The organism is Aeromonas sp. 600276, from assembly GCF_049175815.1.
Taxonomy (GTDB): Bacteria; Pseudomonadota; Gammaproteobacteria; order Enterobacterales; family Aeromonadaceae; genus Aeromonas; species Aeromonas dhakensis.
This window is the reverse complement of sequence record NZ_JAAKVU010000005.1, coordinates 60,817-82,453: the sequence shown is the minus strand read 5'-3', so window position 1 is coordinate 82,453 and position 21,637 is coordinate 60,817. Positions and strand designations below refer to the sequence as shown.

At 60.8% G+C, this 21,637-nt stretch carries 19 protein-coding genes and 1 tRNA gene; 11 read left to right on the top strand and 9 right to left on the bottom strand.

The window, feature by feature from the left end:
* Position 1: 1 nt before the first annotated feature.
* Both G5134_RS06685 and G5134_RS06680 read right to left on the bottom strand, forming a co-directional pair.
* Positions 2–649: an AAA family ATPase gene (locus G5134_RS06685; RefSeq protein ID WP_005306480.1), complete on the bottom strand. Its 648-nt coding sequence runs from the start codon at positions 647–649 to the stop codon at positions 2–4.
* A 98-nt stretch (positions 650–747) separates the two neighbouring features.
* Positions 748–924 carry a hypothetical protein gene (locus tag G5134_RS06680; RefSeq protein WP_010635804.1) on the bottom strand — a complete coding sequence of 59 codons (177 nt, stop codon included), beginning with the start codon at positions 922–924 and terminating at the stop codon, positions 748–750.
* Positions 925–1,670: 746 nt separating this feature from the next.
* Here G5134_RS06680 and arcA point away from each other — a divergent pair.
* The 4 genes from arcA to G5134_RS06660 all read left to right on the top strand — a co-directional run bounded on the left by arcA (position 1,671) and on the right by G5134_RS06660 (position 6,494).
* Positions 1,671–2,891 (top strand): arginine deiminase, encoded by a 1,221-nt coding sequence (arcA, locus tag G5134_RS06675; RefSeq protein WP_017764826.1) that lies wholly within the window; start codon positions 1,671–1,673, stop codon positions 2,889–2,891.
* A gap of 62 nt (positions 2,892–2,953) precedes the next feature.
* Complete coding sequence (arcC, locus tag G5134_RS06670) at positions 2,954–3,880, top strand: carbamate kinase (protein ID WP_065018506.1); 927 nt, start codon at positions 2,954–2,956, stop codon at positions 3,878–3,880.
* A gap of 79 nt (positions 3,881–3,959) precedes the next feature.
* A complete protein-coding gene (argF, locus tag G5134_RS06665; protein ID WP_005306471.1) occupies positions 3,960–4,964 on the top strand; it encodes an ornithine carbamoyltransferase in 1,005 nt (334 codons plus the stop codon).
* A gap of 123 nt (positions 4,965–5,087) precedes the next feature.
* Complete coding sequence (locus tag G5134_RS06660; RefSeq protein ID WP_005306469.1) at positions 5,088–6,494, top strand: YfcC family protein; 1,407 nt, start codon at positions 5,088–5,090, stop codon at positions 6,492–6,494.
* Between the two features lie 156 nt (positions 6,495–6,650).
* On the opposite strand, the gene G5134_RS06655 is transcribed toward G5134_RS06660, so the two are convergent.
* The 4 genes from G5134_RS06655 to G5134_RS06640 all read right to left on the bottom strand — a co-directional run bounded on the left by G5134_RS06655 (position 6,651) and on the right by G5134_RS06640 (position 9,580).
* Complete coding sequence (locus G5134_RS06655; RefSeq protein WP_005306467.1) at positions 6,651–7,142, bottom strand: arginine repressor; 492 nt, start codon at positions 7,140–7,142, stop codon at positions 6,651–6,653.
* Positions 7,143–7,360: 218 nt separating this feature from the next.
* Positions 7,361–7,825, bottom strand: coding sequence for an aspartate carbamoyltransferase regulatory subunit (gene pyrI / locus G5134_RS06650; RefSeq protein ID WP_005306465.1), 465 nt, complete (start codon positions 7,823–7,825; stop codon positions 7,361–7,363).
* A gap of 16 nt (positions 7,826–7,841) precedes the next feature.
* Entirely contained in the window at positions 7,842–8,762 is a 921-nt protein-coding gene (pyrB, locus tag G5134_RS06645) for an aspartate carbamoyltransferase (protein ID WP_005306463.1), read from the bottom strand.
* Positions 8,763–9,037: 275 nt separating this feature from the next.
* On the bottom strand, positions 9,038–9,580 hold the full coding sequence (locus G5134_RS06640; RefSeq protein ID WP_065018507.1) for a hypothetical protein: 543 nt from the start codon (positions 9,578–9,580) through the stop codon (positions 9,038–9,040).
* A 209-nt stretch (positions 9,581–9,789) separates the two neighbouring features.
* On the opposite strand from G5134_RS06640, the gene G5134_RS06635 reads away from it, so the two are divergent.
* Positions 9,790–9,866: transfer RNA gene (locus G5134_RS06635), tRNA-Trp, on the top strand.
* A gap of 293 nt (positions 9,867–10,159) precedes the next feature.
* Positions 10,160–11,530 carry a phosphatidylserine decarboxylase family protein gene (locus G5134_RS06630; RefSeq protein WP_017781202.1) on the top strand — a complete coding sequence of 457 codons (1,371 nt, stop codon included), beginning with the start codon at positions 10,160–10,162 and terminating at the stop codon, positions 11,528–11,530.
* 49 nt (positions 11,531–11,579) lie between these two features.
* Here the strand turns inward: G5134_RS06630 and G5134_RS06625 are convergent, their stop codons facing one another.
* Positions 11,580–12,098 carry a class IV adenylate cyclase gene (locus tag G5134_RS06625; RefSeq protein ID WP_195879408.1) on the bottom strand — a complete coding sequence of 173 codons (519 nt, stop codon included), beginning with the start codon at positions 12,096–12,098 and terminating at the stop codon, positions 11,580–11,582.
* A gap of 242 nt (positions 12,099–12,340) precedes the next feature.
* Here G5134_RS06625 and G5134_RS06620 point away from each other — a divergent pair, with 242 nt between their 5' ends.
* The gene (locus tag G5134_RS06620; protein WP_195879407.1) at positions 12,341–14,233 is read left to right on the top strand and encodes a methyl-accepting chemotaxis protein; all 1,893 of its coding nucleotides are present in this window, start codon (positions 12,341–12,343) and stop codon (positions 14,231–14,233) included.
* Between the two features lie 49 nt (positions 14,234–14,282).
* On the opposite strand, the gene G5134_RS06615 is transcribed toward G5134_RS06620, so the two are convergent.
* Positions 14,283–14,810, bottom strand: a complete 528-nt coding sequence (locus G5134_RS06615; protein WP_195879406.1) for a lipocalin family protein — start codon at positions 14,808–14,810, stop codon at positions 14,283–14,285.
* 17 nt (positions 14,811–14,827) lie between these two features.
* A complete protein-coding gene (locus G5134_RS06610) occupies positions 14,828–15,730 on the bottom strand; it encodes an AraC family transcriptional regulator (RefSeq protein WP_195879405.1) in 903 nt (300 codons plus the stop codon).
* Between the two features lie 145 nt (positions 15,731–15,875).
* Here G5134_RS06610 and yqhD point away from each other — a divergent pair, with 145 nt between their 5' ends.
* From yqhD to G5134_RS06590, 4 genes are all read left to right on the top strand, one after another.
* Positions 15,876–17,039, top strand: coding sequence for an alcohol dehydrogenase (gene yqhD, locus G5134_RS06605; protein WP_408840134.1), 1,164 nt, complete (start codon positions 15,876–15,878; stop codon positions 17,037–17,039).
* A gap of 507 nt (positions 17,040–17,546) precedes the next feature.
* Positions 17,547–19,073 (top strand): Re/Si-specific NAD(P)(+) transhydrogenase subunit alpha, encoded by a 1,527-nt coding sequence (gene pntA, locus G5134_RS06600; RefSeq protein ID WP_010635814.1) that lies wholly within the window; start codon positions 17,547–17,549, stop codon positions 19,071–19,073.
* Positions 19,074–19,084: 11 nt separating this feature from the next.
* Positions 19,085–20,569, top strand: a complete 1,485-nt coding sequence (pntB, locus tag G5134_RS06595; RefSeq protein ID WP_005306445.1) for a Re/Si-specific NAD(P)(+) transhydrogenase subunit beta — start codon at positions 19,085–19,087, stop codon at positions 20,567–20,569.
* Positions 20,570–20,665: 96 nt separating this feature from the next.
* Positions 20,666–21,418, top strand: a complete 753-nt coding sequence (locus G5134_RS06590; RefSeq protein ID WP_421231927.1) for a substrate-binding periplasmic protein — start codon at positions 20,666–20,668, stop codon at positions 21,416–21,418.
* Positions 21,419–21,637 lie beyond the last annotated feature (219 nt).

Here is a 21,637-nt window from a genome sequence, read left to right as displayed (position 1 = left end):
CTCATACCCCCAGCTCCAGAAACTCCTTGGCGATGGCGCGGATCTCTTCGGCAGACTTGCCATCCGGCTCTATCTCCATCACCGACAATCCCTTCTCCTCGCTGTCGTCGTAGACGTTGCGGCCATAGGTGATGGAATTGAGCACGTCGACACCGAAGGAAGAGCAGACCTCCTTGGCTTCCAGTATCCGCTTCGCCTGGTTGGGCAGGGCGGGGCATTGGGTCAGTACCACGGCAGCCCGCAAGGTCGGGTTGACCATCTTGCAGGTGGTGATGAGGTCTTCCATGTGCGGCAGAGTCTTGAGATCGCGGCGCTTGGGACGCAGCGGGATCAGGGCATGGGTGGCGACGGCCATGGTTGAACGCAGTGCCCGGTTGTCCTGGCCGCCACAGTCGACGATCAGGTAGTCATAGCGGTTCTTCAGGCTGAGCAGATCGTTGCGGATGTTGCCGTAGAGCTGGACGCAGTTTATCTGGGGCAGATCCGGATTGTCGTTGCGCTCCTGGATCCAGTCCGAGGTGGTGCGCTGCGGATCGCAGTCCACCAACAGTACTTCGCCGTGAAACTGGGTTCTGAGGTAGACCGCCAGATTCTGGGCCAGACAACTCTTGCCGCTCCCTCCTTTTTCACCACCGACCAGCAGGATCATGACCGTCTCCTATCCCTATGAAAAACAGCTGCATTGAGTATAGGAGGGGGTTGGGCCATGACAAGCCAGGAGGAGAAGACCTCCTCCCGGGGTTTCGCTCAGTAGTGCTGGCTGCCGCCATGCCACTGACACACGTAGGCGGGTACCAGCATCTGGGGGGCCTGATCGACATGGCACACCACCAATGGCATGGCAGGGGCACCCTCCGCATGCACCAGTGCCGGGGTCATGGGCAGCAGCAGAGTGGAAAGCAGCAGCAGTGACTTCATCTTCATGGCTATCTCCTTGGTGACATAACAGGTGTGATCCTGATCACTTTCTGAGTTAAGCCGAGCCGGCTTGTGGTGCAAGTTGCTGAAATAAATTCAACTAATGAAAAAAGTTTGAAAAAGCCCCAGCGCCGGCCAGTTGAAAATTGGCCGGCCAAGATGCGCAATTCGTGCATATCCATATAAGAGGTGAAGAGGCAACACTGCCTGTAGTCTGGCCCGGCAAGCGGAACAGACGCGATTCCATGATCTGGAACAACAAAAAGATTATTCAGCGCGGAGCCTGGCCGTGACTTTTTATTTGCTGCGAGCGCCTCGTAAAGAGCGCGGAAAATTCAAATATCTGCATATAAAATTCATTCTGTGTTGGTTGTGTTTTTATCTTCATGAAATTAAAGGTTTTTTGTTTTTACTTTTATCCCTTTGTAGATATTTGGCGTGAATGAAACAAGGTAAAATATGAAATATGTGCCGAAGAAAGTGCGTATTTAAACGGGATGGGTGAATGGGAGATTGTCAGTTCTGTTACCCCTATCAAAGAATAAACCGTGAATTTATTCAGTTCTGGGTGAATGTGATCAATGTCTAAGTTTATCGTGATTGGCAGGTCTAACCTCGGTCTCGAAAGGCAAGGGCAGGATAGAACACAAGCCGATTACCCTACATAAAGAATATCCCGCCTTAGCCACGAGCATGAATAGAAGGAATCTATTCAATCACTCGCAGGGACCACTGCTAGACGGAATATAATCATGAGCAAATTTTATGTAGGTTCTGAAGTTGGCCAATTGCGCCGTGTCATGTTGCACCGCCCCAACCTCAGTCTGAAGCGTCTGACTCCTTCCAACTGCCAGGATCTGTTGTTCGATGACGTCCTGTCCGTTGAACGTGCCGGTCAGGAGCACGACAAATTCGCTCAGGTACTGCGCGATCAGAATGTCGAAGTTTTCCTGCTGACCAATCTGCTGGCGGAAACCCTGGACGTGCCGGAAGCCAAAACCTGGCTGCTGCAACATCAGGTCTCCGACTATCGCCTCGGCACTTCTTTTGCCAACGACGTACGCTGCTTCCTGGCCGACATGCCGCACCGCGAGCTGGCCCGCATTCTCTCCGGTGGCCTGACCTACTCCGAGATGCCCTACAGCGGCGTCAACATGGTAGTGGGCATGCACGCACCGACCGACTTCATCATCGAGCCGCTGCCCAACCACCTCTTTACCCGTGATACCTCCTGCTGGGTCTATGGTGGCGTCTCCATCAACCCGATGGCCAAACCGGCCCGCCGTCGCGAAACCAACCACGTGAAGGCCATCTATCGCTGGCACCCGCAGTTTGCCGGTCAGGACTTCATCAAGTACTTCGGTGACGAGGATCGCGACTACGACAACTCCACCATCGAAGGGGGTGACGTACTGGTCATCGGTCGTGGCGCCGTGCTCATCGGCATGTCCGAGCGCACCACACCGCAAGGGGTCGAGCACCTGGCTCGCGGCCTGTTCAAGCACGGCCAGGCCAAACAGGTCATCGCCATGCAACTGCCGAAACACCGCAGCTGCATGCACCTGGATACCGTCATGACCCACATGGACATAGACACCTTCTCCGTCTATCCGGAAGTCATCCGCAAGGATGTGAACTGCTGGAGCCTGACTCCGGGCGGTGCCACCGGCATGAACATCAAGGAAGAGGGTTACTTCGTCACCGCCATCGAGAAGGCACTGGGTGTCGATCAGCTCAAGCTCATCACCACAGGTGGCGACACCTTCGAGGCCGAGCGCGAGCAGTGGAACGATGCCAATAACGTGCTGACCGTGCGCCCCGGCGTGGTGGTGGGTTACGAGCGCAATACCTACACCAACGAGAAGTACGACAAGGCCGGCATCACTGTGCTGCCCATCCCGGGTGAAGAGCTGGGACGTGGCCGCGGCGGCGCCCGCTGCATGAGCTGCCCGATGGAACGCGACGGCATCTAACAAGACGGCGTGGCGCCGGCAGATGCTGGCGCCACACAGCACCAAACTCGAGAGTAACACTCATGAAAAAACCAACTGTCGTCGTCGCCCTGGGGGGCAATGCCCTGCTCCGTCGTGGCGAGCCGCTCGAAGCAGATATCCAGCGCAAGAACATCGCCACCGCCGCCAAGACCATCGCCCTGATCGCTCAGGAGTACAACGTGGTGCTGGTGCATGGCAATGGCCCGCAAGTCGGCCTGCTGGCTCTGCAGAACAGCGCCTACACCAAGGTATCCCCCTATCCGCTGGATGTGCTGGGTGCCGAGTCTCAGGGCATGATCGGCTACATGCTGATCCAGGAGTTGAAGAACCTGATGCCGAGTCGCAACGTCACTGCGTTGCTGACCCAGGTGCAGGTTGACCCGCAAGATCCGGCCTTCGTCAATCCGACCAAATTCATCGGTCCCGTCTACGAAGAGGCTGAAGCCCGCGCCCTGGCTGCAGAGAAGCAGTGGGTGGTGAAGGCTGACGGCAAGTTCTTCCGCCGCGTGGTGCCGTCTCCGCTGCCCCAGCGCATCGTCGAAGGCGACGCCATCGAAACCCTGATCGCCCAGGGCCACCTCATCATCTGTACCGGTGGTGGCGGCATCCCGGTGACCTGGGATGGCCAGAGCCTGACCGGCATCGAAGCCGTCATCGACAAGGACATGTCTGCCGCCTACCTAGCCAAGCAGATCAAGGCCGACGCCCTGCTGATCCTGACCGATGCCGATGCCGTCTACCTGGACTGGGGCAAACCGACCCAGCGTCCGCTGCGGATCACCAGCCCGAACGAGCTGGCCGGCGTCAAGTTTGACGCAGGCTCCATGGGGCCGAAAGTCGAAGCCTCCTGCGAATTCGTCAAGGCGACCGGCGGCATGGTCGGCATAGGTGCACTGGACGATGGCCTGGCCATCCTCAAGGGCGAAGCCGGCACCAATATCGTCGCCACCCGTACCGTGAATGCGTAATTACCGACATCTGTACTGAGAATGCGTAGTCAACACTACTGCCTGAATTGGTCTGAAACAAATATAGAGAGAACTCATCATGGCTTTTAATCTGCGTAACCGTAACTTCCTGAAACTGCTGGACTTCACCCCGCGCGAAATCCAATACATGATCGATCTGGCCATCGACCTGAAGAAAGCCAAATACGGTGGCTATGAGCGCAAACACCTGACCGGCAAGAACATCGCCCTGATCTTCGAGAAGACCTCCACCCGTACCCGTTGTGCGTTTGAAGTGGCGGCCTTCGACCAGGGCGCCCAGGTCTCCTACCTCGGCCCGAGCGGTTCCCAGATCGGCCACAAGGAGTCCATGAAGGACACCGCCCGGGTGCTGGGCCGCATGTATGACGGCATTGAATACCGTGGCTATGGCCAGGAGATCGTCGAAGAGCTGGGTGCCCACGCCGGCGTCCCGGTCTGGAACGGCCTGACCAACGAATTCCACCCGACCCAGATCCTGGCCGACTTCATGACCATGCTGGAGCACGGCAAGGGCAAACGCCTGGATCAGATCAAGTTCGCCTACCTGGGGGACGCCCGCAACAACATGGGTAACTCCCTGATGGTCGGTGCCGCCAAGATGGGCATGGACATCCGCCTGGTCGCGCCGAAAGCCTTCTGGCCGGAAGAAGAGCTGGTTGCCAAGTGCCGCCTGATCGCCGAAGAGACTGGCGCACGCATCACCCTGACCGAAGATGTGAAAGAGGGTGTGCTGGGTACCGACTTCCTCTACACCGACGTCTGGGTTTCCATGGGTGAAGCGAAAGAAGCCTGGGATCAGCGCGTCAAACTGATGACCCCGTATCAGGTCAACATGGACGTCATCAACGCCACCAAGAACCCAGATGTGAAGTTCATGCACTGCCTGCCGGCGTTCCACAACGACGAGACCACCATGGGCAAGGAAGTGGCTGACAAATACGGCATGAAAGGCCTGGAAGTGACCGAGGACGTGTTCGAATCCGAGCACAGCATCGTGTTCGACGAGGCCGAAAACCGGATGCACACCATCAAGGCAGTGATGGTTGCTACGCTGGGCGACTAAGGTCGCAGTAGTGGTGCCGGGGGGCGACCCCCGGCTTTTCGACCATGTGACAGCGGCATAATACCTCCAACCCTACGACCCGCAGCCTGCATGGATACCACACCCACAGAAGGAAGCTGGACCATGACCAAATTCAAGTTCCCGTCAGCCTACACGATACTGTTCGTGCTGATCGCCCTGGTGGCCGCCCTGAGCTGGATAGTGCCGGCCGGCAAATACGAAATGACCATGAACGAAGCCCTCGGCAAGGAAGTGCCGGTGGCCGGTACCTACAAGCTGGTAGAGGGCAATCCCCAGGGGATCGTCGACGTGCTGCTGGCGCCGATCGATGGTCTCTACAACCATGACACCTACGAGGCAGGCGCCATCGACGTCTCCCTCTTCATCCTGATCATCGGTGGTTTTCTTGGCATAGTGACCAAGACCGGCGCCATCGATGCCGGTATCGAACGGGTGACCGACCGCCTGCGCGGCCGTGAAGAGTGGATGATCCCGATCCTGATGGCGCTGTTCGCCGCAGGGGGCACCATCTACGGCATGGCGGAAGAGTCCCTGCCGTTCTACACCCTGCTGGTGCCTGTGATGATGGCAGCCCGCTTCGACCCGGTCGTCGCCGCCGCCACCGTGCTGCTGGGGGCCGGTATCGGTACCCTGGGTTCCACCATCAACCCGTTCGCCACCGTGATCGCCGCCAACGCCGCCGGCATCTCCTTTACAGACGGTATCTGGCTGCGCGTCGCCATGCTGGTGGCCGGCTGGCTGCTCTGCGTGGCCTATGTGATGCGCTACGCCAAGATGGTGCGCAGCGACCCCAGCAAATCCCTGGTGGCTGACAAGTGGGAAGAGAACCGTGCCCACTTCCTCGGCAACAAGAGCGACCAGATGCTGGAGTTCACTCTTACTCGCAAGATAGTGCTGGGCATCTTCGTCGCCGCCTTCGCCGTGATGATCTACGGGGTGGCCGTGCTGGGCTGGTGGATGGCGCAGATCTCCGGCGTCTTCCTGGCTGCCGCCATCATAGTCGGCGTCATCTCCCGCATGAGCGAGGAGGAGCTGACCTCCAACTTCATCGACGGTGCCCGCGACCTGCTCGGCGTGGCCCTGATCATCGGTATCGCCCGCGGTATCGTGGTGGTGATGGACAACGGCATGATCACCCACACCATACTGCACAGCGCAGAAGGGATAGTGACCGGCCTCTCCACCGTGGTGTTCATCAACGTGATGTTCGTGCTGGAAGTGGTGCTCTCCTTCCTGGTGCCGTCCTCCTCCGGTCTGGCCGTGCTGACCATGCCGATCATGGCGCCGCTGGCCGACTTCGCCAACGTAGGTCGCGAGCTGGTGGTCACCGCTTATCAGTCAGCCTCCGGTCTGGTGAATCTGGTGACCCCGACCTCCGCCGTGGTCATGGGTGGCCTGGCCATCGCCAAGGTTCCCTATGTACGTTGGCTGAAATGGGTCGCCCCGCTGCTCGGCCTGCTGACCGTGCTGATCGTGGTCTGCCTGAGCCTGGGTGCCGTGCTGGCATAAACGCCGACAGACATAGCCGTAAAAACGGGAGCCACTGGCTCCCGTTTTTTATGGCCGACCACGAGGCGGGCCCAGACAGCGCACGGATGGGATAAAAAGCCGATTGGCAGACAGCAAAAAGGCGACCCTGGGTCGCCTTGCTGCATTGGGGGAGGGCTAGCGCGCCTGTTCCAGGGTGCGCACCACGGCGGCGTGGGCCTGACGGGTGCGGCTGATGTGGCGCGGGGCGACCAGCACCACGTCGTTGCCGGCGACGGCGCCCATGATCTCGGGATTGGCGTTGCGATCCAGCAGACGGGCCACCACGGTGGCGGCCCCTGGCGTGGTATGGATCAACACCATCTGCTGGTTGTGCACCACGGCGCGCACCATGTCGTGAATGGAGCGGGTGCTGCCGGCGGGTTCCAGCTGTTCGTCCACCAGGGTGTAGACCTTCTTGCCGTTGGCATTCTGCGCCTTGGCTACGCCGAGGCGGCGCAACAGGCGGGAGATGGTGGACTGGCTGATATCGGCAAAGCCGCGCTCCGACAGCTCGCGGCGGATCTCTTCCTGGGTGCTGTAGCAGTGCTGGCCGATGATCTGGCGACAGGCATCCAGCTGGGCCAGATCGGGCTCTTGGGCAACGGGACGGCTGAGGGTCTTGACCACGGCGAATTCCTTTGACGATGACCGACGCTAAACGCTCGATATCTGCCGCATTTGCTGAATATCAGCAAAAAATACTGGCAATCAATGCACTGGCAGGAAATGAGCGGGAATAGCTCTCTTTGGATGGCAAATTATAACCAACTGGTTATTTGGTGATGTGACAGGGGTCAAAAATGGGCCCCTTGGGGCCCACCTGGATATCTTTTTGAGTCTGGTTCTCAGTAGCGTTCGCTGACGATGTCCTGGGTGAAGGACTTCTCGCAGTATTTGCACTTCATCCGTACCGCGCCTTTCACCTCGCGCACCCGGAAGTAGCTCTCCACCGGCTCGTTGTGGGAGATGCAGTTGGAGTTGGGGCAGTGGAACACCCCGGCTATGAACTCCGGCAGCTTGAGCTGGTGTTTCTTCACCACTGCGAAGTCTTCGATGATGTTGACGGTTGCCTTGGGGGCGAACAGCGCCAGCTGGTTGGCTTGCTGCTCGGTCAGGCGGGTGTTCTCGATCTTGATGAGATCCTTTTTGCCGAGGGCGCCAGATTTGAGGTTGAAGCCGACGGTGATCCGCTCCTGGGTCTCTACCAGCTGGAACAGCTTGAGGATCTTGATGCCCTGGCCGGCGGGGACGTGGTCGATGACGGAGCCGTGACGGATGGCTTCGACTTGCAGTTGGTTCTTGTCAGACATGATGTTCCCCTTTCCGTTAGACAGTTTCGTTCAGTACCAGAGCCAGCAGTGCCTGGCGCGCATAGACCCCGTTCTCCGCCTGCTGGAAGTAGTAGGCGTGGGGCGTCTTGTCGACCGCGACGTCGATCTCGTCGACGCGGGGCAGGGGATGCAGGATCTTCATGGTGGGCTTGGCCCCTTCCAGGGTGGCCAGTTCCAGCACGAACTTGGCGGCCATGTGCTTGTACTCGGTCTCGTCGAAGCGCTCTTTCTGGACCCGGGTCATGTAGAGGATGTCGAGCTCAGGCATCACCTCTTCCATGGTTTCATGCACGCTGAACTGGATGCCCTTCTCTTCCAGCTCTTCGCAGATGTAGTCCGGCATCGCCAGCGCTTCCGGCGAGATGAAGAAGAAGCGGCAGTTGAACAGGCTGAGGGCCTGGGCCAGGGAGTGCACGGTGCGGCCGTACTTGAGGTCGCCGACGAAGGCGACGTTGAGGCCGTCCAGTTTGCCCTGGGTCTCACGGATGGAGAAGAGGTCGAGCAGGGTCTGGGTCGGATGCTGGTTGGAGCCGTCGCCGCCGTTGATGACCGGCACGCGGGAGAATTCGGAGGCGAGGCGGGCCGCCCCCTCTTTCGGATGACGCATCACCACCGCATCCGTGTAGGAGCCGATGATCTTGATGGAGTCGGCCAGGGTTTCACCCTTCTTGGCGCTGGTGTTGCCACCGTCGGCGAAGCCGATGATGTTGCCACCCAGGCGCTGCACCGCGGTCTCGAAGGAGAGGCGGGTGCGGGTAGAGGCTTCGAAGAAGCAGCTGGCGACCAGCTTGTCTTTCAGCAAGCGGGTGTCGGGTTCGGCCTTCAACCGTTGTGCGGTTGAGACTACCAGTTCCATTTCAGACCGGGTCAGGTCCGTGATGGAGATGACATGTTTCTTATAGAGTGGATTGGTCATCGTCTGCATTCCCTTTGACATCAATGAAGGTTTTTCGGGCACAAAAAAAAGCCCCTGAAACAGGGGCTTTTTTTTGAAAACAATTGGGGATCTGTGGGTCGGGAACCGGAAACAACGGGGCCGCTCTGGTGCGCTCCACCCGTCTGCAAGGCTGTTTTTTTCATCAAAAACTGCATCGTCCTGTCCTGACCTTTTTTCAAACCGGACAGATTATAGAGTCGCATTTTGAATTGTCAAAAATTTATTTCAAAGGCAAGATTTACGCAGAAAAACGTTTAAGTGCCGCGAACAGGTCGGCAAACCCACACCTGATGCTGGGGCTGCAGTGGCTCGTCATCATGCACCATGGCACGTAGATAGCCGAGCCTGTGGTGCCCTTCCAGCAGACAGTAGGGGTGGGGCAGGGGTTGTCCGTTCGGGTAGCTGTCCCCTGCCGTCGATGCCAGCACTATGATGGGTTCTGGCCAGCTCCCTTCGCGCAACATCCTCTCCCCGAGCCAGGAGCTGCGCACGTAGCGGTTGCTGCGCAACATCTCGCCCCAGCGTTCGATCACCTCCATATGGCGGGAGTCTATCTGGTCGATGATCCGTGCGGTGGGCCAGCTCTCGCATTCAAACTGATGGCGGGCGAGATCGATAAAGCTCCAGTTGGACTCAAAACCGCGCCAATGGCGATAAATCCACTGGATGAGCACATTTTCGGGAATGAAGGGCACCAGCGGGGCGACCCGCGCCAGATAGTCGGGCAGCGTCTCGGTTTTGTTTTCATCCCTGAAGTTGAGCGGTGCAAGTTGTTGCAGTAACCGGTAATTGAGCATGTGCAGCCCCCTTCTTGCCTGGCTCCAACTTTAACCCTACCCCCATTGCGGTCAGTTTCCTACCCAAACAAGGCTGTAAATACAGCAGGTTACCCATTGGAGCTGCATAAATTGGCGGGATCTGTTCGTCCTTTGCGCAATCGCACCGAAAGTGAGAAAAAAGCCTTTACCTTTGAAACCCGCTTTGTATACTACGCCTCGTTTGTTGCAGGGGCGTAGTTCCAATTGGTAGAACAGCGGTCTCCAAAACCGATGGTTGCGGGTTCGAGTCCTGCCGCCCCTGCCATTTTCAGAAAAGCCAGCTCATTGAGCTGGCTTTTCGCTTTTCCGGGCCTGCCACTCTCCTTTTGCACATCCCTTGTGCCGCCTGCTCTCCTGGCCTGGTTGCTCTCCCCATACCCGCCTATCCCAACCGCTAGTCGCTATTGCGCCACTCTGCCCTGTCGTTTCTGGCAATCGTGCTGCAGGGCCCCCTGTGCTACATAACAGGGTCGGTGCCCTGGCATGCCGCTGGCAGGTCGGCACTCAATGCTCAAGCCGTGGATTGTGGGCGTGAACATCAGCTGAGGAGAGCGAACCATGAACAAGGCAGTGGAAACCCGATTGAACAAGTCCCGACCCGGCGGCTGGATCCCCCAGGATGGGGCCCATGTCGAGCGCTGGATCCGGCGGATCAAGCACTACGTGAACCAGCAGCCGCGGGCGCTGGTCCCCCCCATCGCCGAGCTGCGGGATCTGGTCAATGCCGACCCGGCGCTGCATGCCCAGGCCGAGGCCATGTTCAAGGAGGCCTGGCGCCACAAGCACCAGACCCCGCTCGGTCAGCCTGAGGTGCGCTCGTTCGAGGAGTTCCTCGGCCTGCTCAACGGCATCATGACCACGGCACCCGAGGCCTATCAGGACATCCCCAGCCAGGAACCGTCCGGCCTCATCGGCTTTCCCATCAATGCCCTGCTCGACTGGCCCATGGCCACTCGCTCCGGCTACCAGTTTTTTGCCAATGCCCTGGTCAACCAGCAGTTCAAGAAGATCCTCGACTACTGGGCCCAGTTCCTGCAAAGCCCGGCTTCCCGCTATGTGCTGACCGAGCCGGTAAGCCGGCTGGATCGCGAGACCCTGGTGGTGCCCTGGCTCGGCAAGGCAGCCAAGGCCGAGATGGTGCAGGTGGCGAACGAAGCGGTCGGGGAGGGGCCCAACCCCACTCCGGGCAGTTTCGAGCAGATCTTCGAGTGCGAGCCGGCGGCCGATTACCACGGCTTCGGCTGCTGGGATGACTTCTTCACCCGGCGTTTTCGGGCCGGAGTGCGGCCGGTCTCGGCGCCAACGGATGACAATGTCATCGTCAACGCCTGCGAATCGGCGCCGCTGCAGGTGCGCAAGGAGGTGAGCCGCAGCGATCAGTTCTGGCTCAAGGGGCAGCCCTATTCGCTGGAGAACATGCTCGATTTTGACGATCTGGCCCCCCGTTTCGAAGGCGGCACCGTCTATCAGGCCTTCCTCAGCGCGCTCAGCTACCACCGCTGGCACAGCCCGGTGAGCGGCACCATCCGCAAGGTACGCGTCGTCAACGGCACCTACTATCTGGAGAACCAGTTCGAAGGCTTTGCCGACCCGCAGGGGGCGGATCCCAGCGCCCCCAACAACTCCCAGCCGTTCCTCACCTCGGTGGCGACCCGGGCACTCATCTTCATCGAGGCGGACAACCCCAAAATCGGCCTGATGTGCGTGGTACCGGTGGGGATGGCCGAGGTGTCGAGCTGCGAGATCACGGTGCAGGCGGGGGACAGGGTGAAGAAGGGGGATCAGCTCGGCATGTTCCACTTCGGCGGCTCCACCCACTGTCTGCTGTTCCGCCCCGGCGTCAGGCTGGAGTTCGACTTCCATGGCCAGACCCCAGGGCTGGATGCGACCAATATGCGGCTCAATACCGCCATCGCACGGGTCAAGTAGCCCTGCCGGGCAGAGTATGGGAGGCCGCCTGCGGGCGGCCTTGTTGCATTCAGGCCTGCTGCCGGAGAAGCAGATCCAGATAGGCGCCTTCTATCAGCCGGGAGGGTTCAACTCCAAGCTGCGCCATGATGTCGTTGGCTTCCTGCATCCCCGCCTCAAGCGGCTCGTCCTCCTCCAGCACCACCTCCAGTTCGAGAAAGTGACCGAGCCCCTGCACCCGATCGAGGTGGATCCGGGTTCTGCCGAGCAGCAACAGGGTGCGCTTCTTCTGCACCCTGCCGATCTGGCCACAGGCCAGGCTGAGGGTCTCCCGCAGGCGATCCGGTTCATGTGTCGTGGTCAGCTGATAGAAGCTCTCCTTGGGGCCTTGTTGATCGGCGCGGCGGTAGAAGATGAGCTCGCCGGCCGAGGGAGAAAAGGTTCGCAGCTTCAGACGACCGGCGTCACAGCGAAAGAAGGTGTCATCCTGCTCGATCTCGACGGGGCCCTGATCGGCGATGGCGAGTGCCTTGGGGAGCAGGTCATCTATCCGCTCTATGCTGGCTTTGATCTCGATATTTCGGGGCATGGCAGGCTTATCCATCAGGGTTTGAAGGAGTCCAACCTAGCACGGATTGCGTCCCTGCATAGCCATTTGTCGAGATGGATATCGGACGAAGAGTGGGTGGTTTTTCGTGAGCTGTGGCACAACCTGTTGCCGAGTCATGATAAATCGACAGGATTCACTAAAGTCTGTTCAGCATCTGGCCGATAGCCTTGATTAAACAAGGGTCTCTCCCTGGCCCGTCACAACAACAAGGATCCGTAGTCATGACACTTTCGTTGCGCGGCAAGCTGCTGGCCACCAGTCTGGGGGTGGTGCTGCTGATGGCCTCACTGCTCGGCATCGTTGCCTTTCACACCCTCAAATCCCGCACCATGAGCGCCATCCAGAGCGAGGCGGTCAACTATGGCCACGCCTACTCGGTCGCCATCGGCGACTGGATGGCGGATCGCAAGAACACGGTGCACGCGCTGGTGAACCTGATCGCCGACAATCCGCAGGCCGAGCTGGTGCCTCACCTGAAGCAGGCCTACACCTCGGGTGGCTTCGGGCTCACCTACTTTGGTTCCACCCAGGGGGTGATGACCCGCCAGGACCCCTCCCTCAACACCGGCAACTATGACCCGCGCGAGCGCCCCTGGTATCAGGACGCGGTGAAGGCGGGACAGCTCATCGTCACCGCCCCCTATGTCAGCGTCACCATGCAGAAGCTGGTGGTCACCCTCTCCGAGCCGGTGCTGCATCAGGGAGAGCTGGTCGGCGCCGTGGGGGCCAACCTGGCGCTCGACAAGCTGATCGACGAGGTGCTGGCGATGCAGGTGCAGGGGGATGGGTACGCCATGCTGCTCGACAGCAGCGGGCTCATCGTCGGCCACCCCAACAAGGAGCTGGCGCTCAAGCAGATTGGCGAGCTCTCTCCCGACCTGTCGGCGGCCACCTTCCAGCAGTGGGGCCGCGAGAACAACGAGCTGCACGCCGCCACCCTCGACGGGCGCGACGTGCTGCTGGCGGTACAGCCGGTGGCGGGCACCGACTGGCTGCTGGCCATGGTGATGTATCGCGACGTGCTGGAGGCGCCGCTCGCCTCCCTGCTGTGGCAGCTGGTGGGGCTGACCCTGGTGCTGATGCTGGTGTTCAGCGCCCTGCTCACCGCCATGTTCAAGTATCTGTTTGCCGATCTGGGTCGGGTCGCCGGCGCGCTGCACGACATCGCCCACGGCGAGGGGGACCTCACGGTCCACATCAACACCCGCAGCAAGGACGAGGTGGGTCAGCTGGCGGAGAGCTTCAACCAGTTCGTGGCGCGGCTGCACGGCATCGTCAGCCGCTTGCGTGACGTTACCGTCGAGCTGGCGGCCCAGTCCCGCGCCCAGGCGGCCGGGGCCCAGTCCCGCAGCCAGCGGGTGCGCCAGCAGCAGGACGAGATCGTCATGGTGGCCACCGCGGTGACCGAGATGGCCTCCGCCACCCAGGAGATCGCCGGCAACGCCGAGTTTGCCGCCACTACCTCGGGCGATGCGGTCAAGCTGGCGGTATCCGGCCAGTCGCAGGTCGGCCAGAGCCAGCGCAGCATCACCGGTCTGGCAGACGAAGTGGCCGACGCCAGCCAGATCATCGTGGAGCTGGATGCCCATGCCCAGAAGATCAGCGGCATTCTGGCCACCATCAGCGGCATCGCCGAGCAGACCAACCTGCTGGCCCTCAACGCCGCCATCGAGGCGGCCCGGGCCGGTGAGCAGGGTCGCGGCTTTGCGGTGGTGGCGGACGAGGTGCGGGTGCTGTCGCGCCGCACCCACGACTCCACCGACGAGATCCAGCAGATGATCGAGACCCTGCAGCAGACCACCCGCCGGGCGGTGGGCGGCATGGAGACCAGCCGCCAGCTGGCGGGGACCAGCGTGGAGGATGCGGAGTCCGCCAACCAGAGCCTGGCGCGGATCAACGAGGCGATCGGTTCCATCAGCGACATGGCGACCCAGATTGCGGCGGCGGCCGAAGAGCAGACCTCGGTCACCAGCGAGATCAGCCGCAACACCGAGAACATCCGCCACGTCTCCCAGGAGCTGGCCGAGCAGGCCAATCAGGAGGCTGCGCAGGCGGCCGAGCTGAAGGGACTGACCGAGCGGCTGGAGCAGGAGATTGGCCGCTTCCGGCTCTGATCCTCAGACAATCCTCCATGAAAAAGGGCAGCCCGCGGGCTGCCCTTGCTTATTTCACGACAGGCTCAGGGGGCTGCTTGACCCAGATCAGCTGATCGGTGGCAAAGCCCAGCCCCTTGGCCTTGGCGATCAGCGCATCCACTTTGGCCTTGGGCGGATTGGGGGAACGGGCGAGGATCCAGAGGTAGTCGTGGTTGTAGCTGGTCACCAGCGAGAGCTGATAGTCGGGATCCAGCTCGATGACGTTGTAGCCGCCGTAGAAGGGGCCGAAGAAGCTCACCTTGAGCCGTGCCTCGTCCGGCTTGTCGACAAAGTAGGCCTTGCCCTCGGCTTCGCGCCAGCTGCCGTCACTCTGCTTGCCGCGATTGAGCACCCTGACCCCGCCGTCGTCGCGCAGGCTGTAGGTGGCGCTCACCTGCTCCAGTCCGCGCTCGAAGCTATGGTCGAGGCGGGCGATCTCGTACCAGGTGCCGAGGTAGCGGTCGAGCTGGAAGCCGGTAACGGGGCGGATGCCGTCGGCGAGGCCGGTACAGGCCGTCAGCAGGCAGGCGGTGAGCAGGCAAAGCAGTGTACGCATGAACAATTCCTCTCTGGTTATCCCTCTATGATGCGCAGCTGGCCTTCCCGAAAGCGGGAGGCCTGATCCGTCGGCGTGCTGCCGAAGAAGCGTTTGTACTCCCGACTGAACTGGGAGTTGCTCTCGTAGCCGACCCTGGCCGCCGCCGTGCCCGCCTTGATGCCGTCGTGCAGCATCATCATCCGCGCCTTGTGGAGGCGAAACGACTTGATGTACTGCAGTGGCGAGGTGGCGGTGACCGCCTTGAAGTGGTGGTGGAAGGCGGAGACGCTCATGTTCACCTCCCGCGCCAGCTCCTCCATGGTCAGGTTGTCGGCGAAACGCTGCTCTATCATACGCAGCACCCGGGCAATCTGGCCCACATGGTTGTGGCGGTTGGCGAGCGCCTGCAACGCCGGGCCACCCCCCTCGTGCAGGGCGTAGAACAGCATCTCCCGCACCGTCTGCGGCCCCAGCACCCGGGCGTGATGGGGTTTGTCCATCAGGTCGATCAGCCGCTCGGCGGCGCAGAACATGGCCTCAGACAGGGGCACCGAATGCACGCCGCTCTTTTGCGGGGTGGGGGCGGGCAGGGCATCCCCAAGCTCCAGCAACAGCTCCTGCAGGGTCACCAGGTTGATCTCGAGGGAGAAGCCGATGAGGGGTTGCTCGGGGGAGGCGAAGCACTCGCACTCGCAGGGCAGCGGCAGGGTCATCAGCAGGTAGTGGTTGGGGTCGTAGCGAAACACCTGGTCCGCCAGATAGCCCACCTTGTGTCCCTGCAGGATCACTATCATCCGCGGCTGGTAGAGCACAGGGGTGCGGCCGTGGTATTCGGTGGTGTAGATGAGGCTCACCTGATCCACCGGCGAGGGAGTGATGCCGGGAGCGGTGACGTGGCGAGCCAGCTTGGCGGCGAGGTCGGTGTAGCGTGTCTGCATGGTATGCTCTTGGAGTCTGTTCTGGCTGCTTTGTAGAAATAGGCAAAGAACTAGCAGGATGTTGTCTTGATGGTATTGGTTGTCTGGAGAAAAATGCAATCACATTTTTGCGGCCTGGCCGCCAGAGACTAAAAAGGCAATGTCGATGAACAACTTCACCCTGCATACCCCGACCAAGATCCTGTTCGGCAAGGGCCAGGTCGCCCAGCTGCGTGAACAGCTGCCGCGCGATGCCCGCATCCTCATCACCTACGGTGGCGGCAGCGTGGTGCGCAGCGGCCTGCTGGCCCAGATCCGCAGCGAACTGGCCGGCATGACCCTGTTTGAATTCGGTGGCATCGAGCCCAACCCCACCTATGAAACCCTGATGGGGGCGGTCGAGCTGGCCCGCGCCGAGCGGGTCGACTTCCTGCTGGCTGTCGGCGGCGGCTCCGTGCTGGACGGCACCAAGTTCATCGCCGCGGCTGCCCATTATGATCCGGCCCGGGATCCCTGGCACATCCTCGAGACCGTGGGCAACGAAGTGCGCTCCGCCATCCCGCTCGGCGCCGTGCTGACCCTGCCGGCCACCGGTTCCGAGATGAACATGGGCGCCGTGGTGACCCGGCGCAGCAGCGGCGACAAGGTGCACTTCTTCTCGCCGTTCGTGATGCCGCGCTTTGCCGTGCTCGACCCCGTGCTCACCTACACCCTGCCGGCCCGTCAGGTGGCCAACGGGGTGGTGGATGCCTTCGTGCACATCCTGGAGCAGTACCTCACCTACCCGGTCAACGCCAAGGTGCAGGATCGCTTCGCCGAGGGCCTGCTGCTGACCCTGCTGGAAGAGGGCCCCAAGGCGCTGGTGGAACCGGAAAACTACGAGGTGCGCGCCAACATCATGTGGAGTGCCACCCTGGCGCTGAACGGCCTGATCGGAGCCGGTGTACCGCAGGACTGGGCCACCCACATGCTGGGCCACGAGATCACCGCCCTGCACGGCCTCGACCACGCCCAGACTCTGGCGGTGGTGCTGCCGGCCCTGCTGCAGGCCAAGCGCCAGCAGAAACACGCCAAGCTGCTGCAATACGCCGAGCGGGTGTGGGATCTGCGCAATGGCAGCGAGGCTGAGCGTATCGACGGCGCCATCGCCGCCACCCGCGACTTCTTCGAGCGGATGGGGATCAAGACCCGGCTGCGGGATTACGGCGTGGCGGACGCAGGAATTGATACCCTGCTCGGCAAGCTGGCGGAACACGGCATGACCGCCATCGGCGAGCACGGCGATATCGACCTGGTGCAGAGCCAGCATATTTATGAGGCGGCCTGGTAAGCCGGGCACACCGGCCAGTCACCATCGAAACGATTAAATAACAGGGGCCGGATCCGCCTATTTGGCGGGTAGACGGCCCCTTGTCTGTTACAAAACAGTTACTTTTTTCGTTTTCGGCCTGATATCTGTGATCCGTGCGGATTTCGTAAGAACAAAAAGCGCTAAGATAGAGGGCCGGTAAAACATTTTTTTTGACTGGTTGGATCACTTTTTCCAGCGCTTTTTACTGGTATAAGTCGCTAATTTGGTTTGTTTTTTTAAATCATGGTCCGGGACGGGCTGAATTCTGTACGCGCGCTGCCGGGACTGCGGTTGTAATAAAACTCCAAAATTTGATACTAATCACCTTCGCGCCTGAAAAGCGGGGGCCTGACCATGACAGGAGGTTGAGGTAAAGCCTACTGATTTTCATAACAAAGGGCCCGTGACCTGCACTTTGGTCATGTCTTGTTTCGCCAGAAATGCGACACTGGGCAGCGATTGTTTATTAACCATCAGGGAATAGTCATGCAGATTGGAATACCGAGAGAGAGTCTCGCCGGTGAGACCCGGGTCGCAGCGACCCCGGCCACCGTTGAGCAGCTGAAAAAGCTCGGCTTCGAGGTCGCTATCGAGGCCGGTGCCGGCCTGCTGGCCAGCTTCGATGATGCCGCCTTCGAGGCTGCCGGTGCCAGCGTGGTGCCGAGCGTCTGGCAAGCCGACCTCATCTTCAAGGTCAATGCGCCGACCGATGCCGAGATCGCACAAATTAAAGATGGTGCCACTCTGGTGAGCTTCATCTGGCCCGCCCAGAACCCTGAGCTGGTCAAGAAGCTGTCCGAGCGCAACATCAATGTGATGGCGATGGACATGGTGCCGCGGATCTCCCGTGCCCAGTCCCTCGATGCCCTCTCCTCCATGGCCAACATCGGTGGCTATCGCGCCGTCGTTGAAGCCGCGCACCAGTTTGGTCGCTTCTTCACCGGCCAGATCACTGCCGCCGGTAAAGTGCCGCCCGCCAAGGTGCTGGTGATCGGTGCCGGTGTCGCCGGTCTGGCCGCCATCGGTACTGCCGGTTCCCTCGGTGCCATCGTGCGTGCGTTCGATACCCGTCTGGAAGTGGCCGAGCAGATCGAGTCCATGGGTGGTGAATTCCTCAAGCTCGACTTCGGCGGCGAGGATGGTTCCTCCTCCGATGGTTATGCCAAGGTCATGAGCGAAGAGTTCATCGCGGCCGAGATGGCGCTGTTTGCCCAGCAGGCCAAGGAAGTGGACATCATCATCACCACCGCCCTGATCCCGGGCAAGCCGGCACCCAAGCTGATCACCAAAGAGATGGTGGACAGCATGAAGCCGGGTTCCGTCATCGTGGACATGGCTGCCCAGGCTGGCGGCAACTGCGAATACACGGTATCGGGTGAACTGCATGTCACCGACAACGGCGTCAAGGTGATCGGTTACACCGATCTGCCGGGTCGTCTGCCTGCCCAATCCTCCCAGCTCTACGGTACCAACCTGGTCAACCTGATGAAGCTGATGTGCAAGGAGAAGGACGGCAACGTCGCCATCGACTTCGAAGACGTGGTGCAGCGCAACATGACGGTGATCCAGGCCGGTGAAGTGACCTTCCCGCCGCCCGCCATCTCCGTCTCTGCCGCCCCGCAGAAGCCGGCCGCCGCCAAACCGGCTGCCAAGAAAGAAGAGGCCAAACCCTCCAACAAGAAGTTCGTGTTCGGTGCCCTCGGCATCGCCGCCTTCGGCTGGGTTGCTGCCGTGGCGCCTGCCGCGTTCCTCTCTCACTTCACCGTATTCATCCTGGCCTGTGTGGTCGGTTACTACGTGGTGTGGAACGTCTCTCACGCCCTGCACACGCCGCTGATGTCGGTCACCAATGCCATCTCCGGCATTATCGTGGTCGGTGCCCTGCTGCAGATTGGGCAAGGGTCGACCCTGGTCACCGCATTGGCCTTCATCGCCGTGCTGATTGCCAGTATCAACATCTTCGGCGGCTTCACCGTCACTCAGCGCATGCTGAAGATGTTCCGTAAGGATTAAGGGGGTTTAACGTGTCTCAAGGACTGGTAACAGCATCCTATATCGTTGCCGCCGTGCTCTTCATCCTCAGTCTCGCGGGACTGTCGAAGCAAGAGACGGCCAAACATGGCAACCTGTTCGGTATCGCGGGTATGGCCATCGCCCTGCTCGCCACCGTATTCAACCCGGAAACCAGTGGCGTTCACTGGATCATCCTGGCCATGGTGATCGGCGGTGCCATCGGCGTGCGTCTGGCGCTCAAGGTCGAGATGACCGAAATGCCCGAGCTGGTGGCTGTGCTGCACAGCTTCGTGGGTATGGCGGCCGTGCTGGTGGGCTTCAACAGCTTCATCGATCTGCACCCGTCTGCTCCGGCTGAAGTGGTGGTCTCTGTCGGTTCCAACCTGGATGCCACTCTGGCCGCGGCCCGCGCCGCCTTCGAACAGGCCAACAGCGTCGCCCAGGTCGAGCACCTGACCGGCGCCATGCTGAACATCCACCTGGTGGAAGTGTTCCTGGGCGTCTTCATCGGTGCGGTGACCTTCACCGGTTCCGTGGTGGCGTTTGGCAAGCTGCGTGGCCTGATCTCTTCCAAGCCGCTGATGCTGCCGCACCGCCACAAGCTGAACCTGCTGGCCGTGGTGGTCTCCATCGCGCTGATGATCCACTTCGTCAACGCAGGTGGCTCCACCTTCGCCCTGCTGGTGATGACCCTGATCGCCTTCGCCTTCGGCTGGCACCTGGTTGCCTCCATCGGCGGCGCCGACATGCCGGTGGTGGTCTCCATGCTGAACTCCTACTCCGGTTGGGCGGCGGCGGCGGCGGGCTTCATGCTCTCCAACGACCTGCTGATCGTCACCGGTGCCCTGGTGGGTTCTTCCGGTGCGATCCTCTCCTACATCATGTGCAAGGCGATGAACCGCTCCTTCATCTCCGTGATCGCCGGTGGCTTCGGCTCCGACGGTGTGGCCTCCACGGCCGACCAGGAGATGGGCGAATACCGCGAGACCAGCGCCGAAGACGTGGCCGAGCTGCTGAAAAACTCCAGCTCCGTCATCATCACCCCGGGCTACGGCATGGCGGTGGCACAGGCCCAGTATCCGGTGGCCGAGATCACCCAGAAGCTGCGTGACCGCGGCGTCAAGGTGCGCTTCGGTATCCACCCGGTTGCCGGTCGTCTGCCTGGCCACATGAACGTGCTGCTGGCGGAAGCGAAAGTCCCGTACGACATCGTGCTGGAAATGGACGAAATCAACGAAGACTTCAGCGATACCGACACCGTGCTGGTGATCGGTGCCAACGACACCGTCAACCCGGCCGCCATGGAAGATCCGGGCAGCCCCATCGCCGGCATGCCGGTGCTGGAAGTGTGGAAGGCGCAGAACGTCATCGGCTTCAAGCGTTCCATGAACACTGGCTATGCCGGTGTGCAGAACCCGCTGTTCTTCAAAGAGAACACCCAGATGCTGTTCGGCGATGCCAAGGCCAGCGTCGAGGCCATCCTGAAAGCGCTGTAAGCGCCGGAGAGGAAAGCAAAAAGGAGGCTGCGGCCTCCTTTTTTATTACTTACTTTTTGGTATATCCTCAGCCAATGCACAGAGGGAGAGCGCGGCATGGTGTGGCGGAAAGGATGGATCCTGTTTTGTCTCTGGTGGGGGAGCCTGGTGCAGGCCGCCGAGCCGCCGACCCTGACCCTGCTCACTGAACTGTGGCCGCCCTATGTGATGCGCCTCGACGACGGCAGTCTGGGCGGTGCCGATCTTGAGCTGGCCCGCACCGTGCTCAAACGGATGGGCTACCAGACCACGGTCAAGGTGCTGCCCTGGAAGCGGGTGCTGCAGGAGGCCAGGTTCCAGCGCGGCGATGCCGTGGTCGACGTCTTCTTCGAGGAGCGGCGGCTGGAGTGGCTGCACTATCCGGATGAACCCCTCTCCCAGAGCGGCGAAGTGATCTTCTTCCCCTTCAGCAAGCCTGTCGACTATCAGAGCCTGGAGAGCCTCAAGGGGCTGCGTATCGGCACCCAGGCCGATTACGCCTATGGCGAGCCCTTCCTGACCTCGACCCTGTTCACCCGGGTGCCCATGACCGGGGAGAGCAACATGATCAAGCAGCTGCACCTGATGATGGCGGGTCGGCTGGATGCGGTGGTGATGAACCAGATAGTGGGCCGTTACCTGCTCAAGGGGCAGGGGCTGCAGGATCAGGTCGGTCACAGCGAAAAGATGGTGACCGAGAGCAACCGCAACTTTCTCGCCTTTACCCACAGGCCCGGCAACGAACGGCTGGCCTATCAGTTCTCCCTCGCCCTCAAGGCCTTCAAGCAGACCCCCGAGTATCAGGCCCTGCTGACCCGCTACGGGCTCTGACCCCCTCTTGAACCGGCGGGACCGGGCCGCTATCGCCCTGTTGTGCGCCTGTTCACATTTTGTGGCACTTCACCGCCAGTGGGGCATAATGCCTGCGCAAAAAGCGAGTCGGCTCAATTTTATTTGAGTCCTATTGCTCTAGAGTTACCAAAAGTTGATCGGATTGCCCAGCGCCGCAGCGGCTCCGATCATAGGCGCGGCCCTCATTCGGCTGCCGCC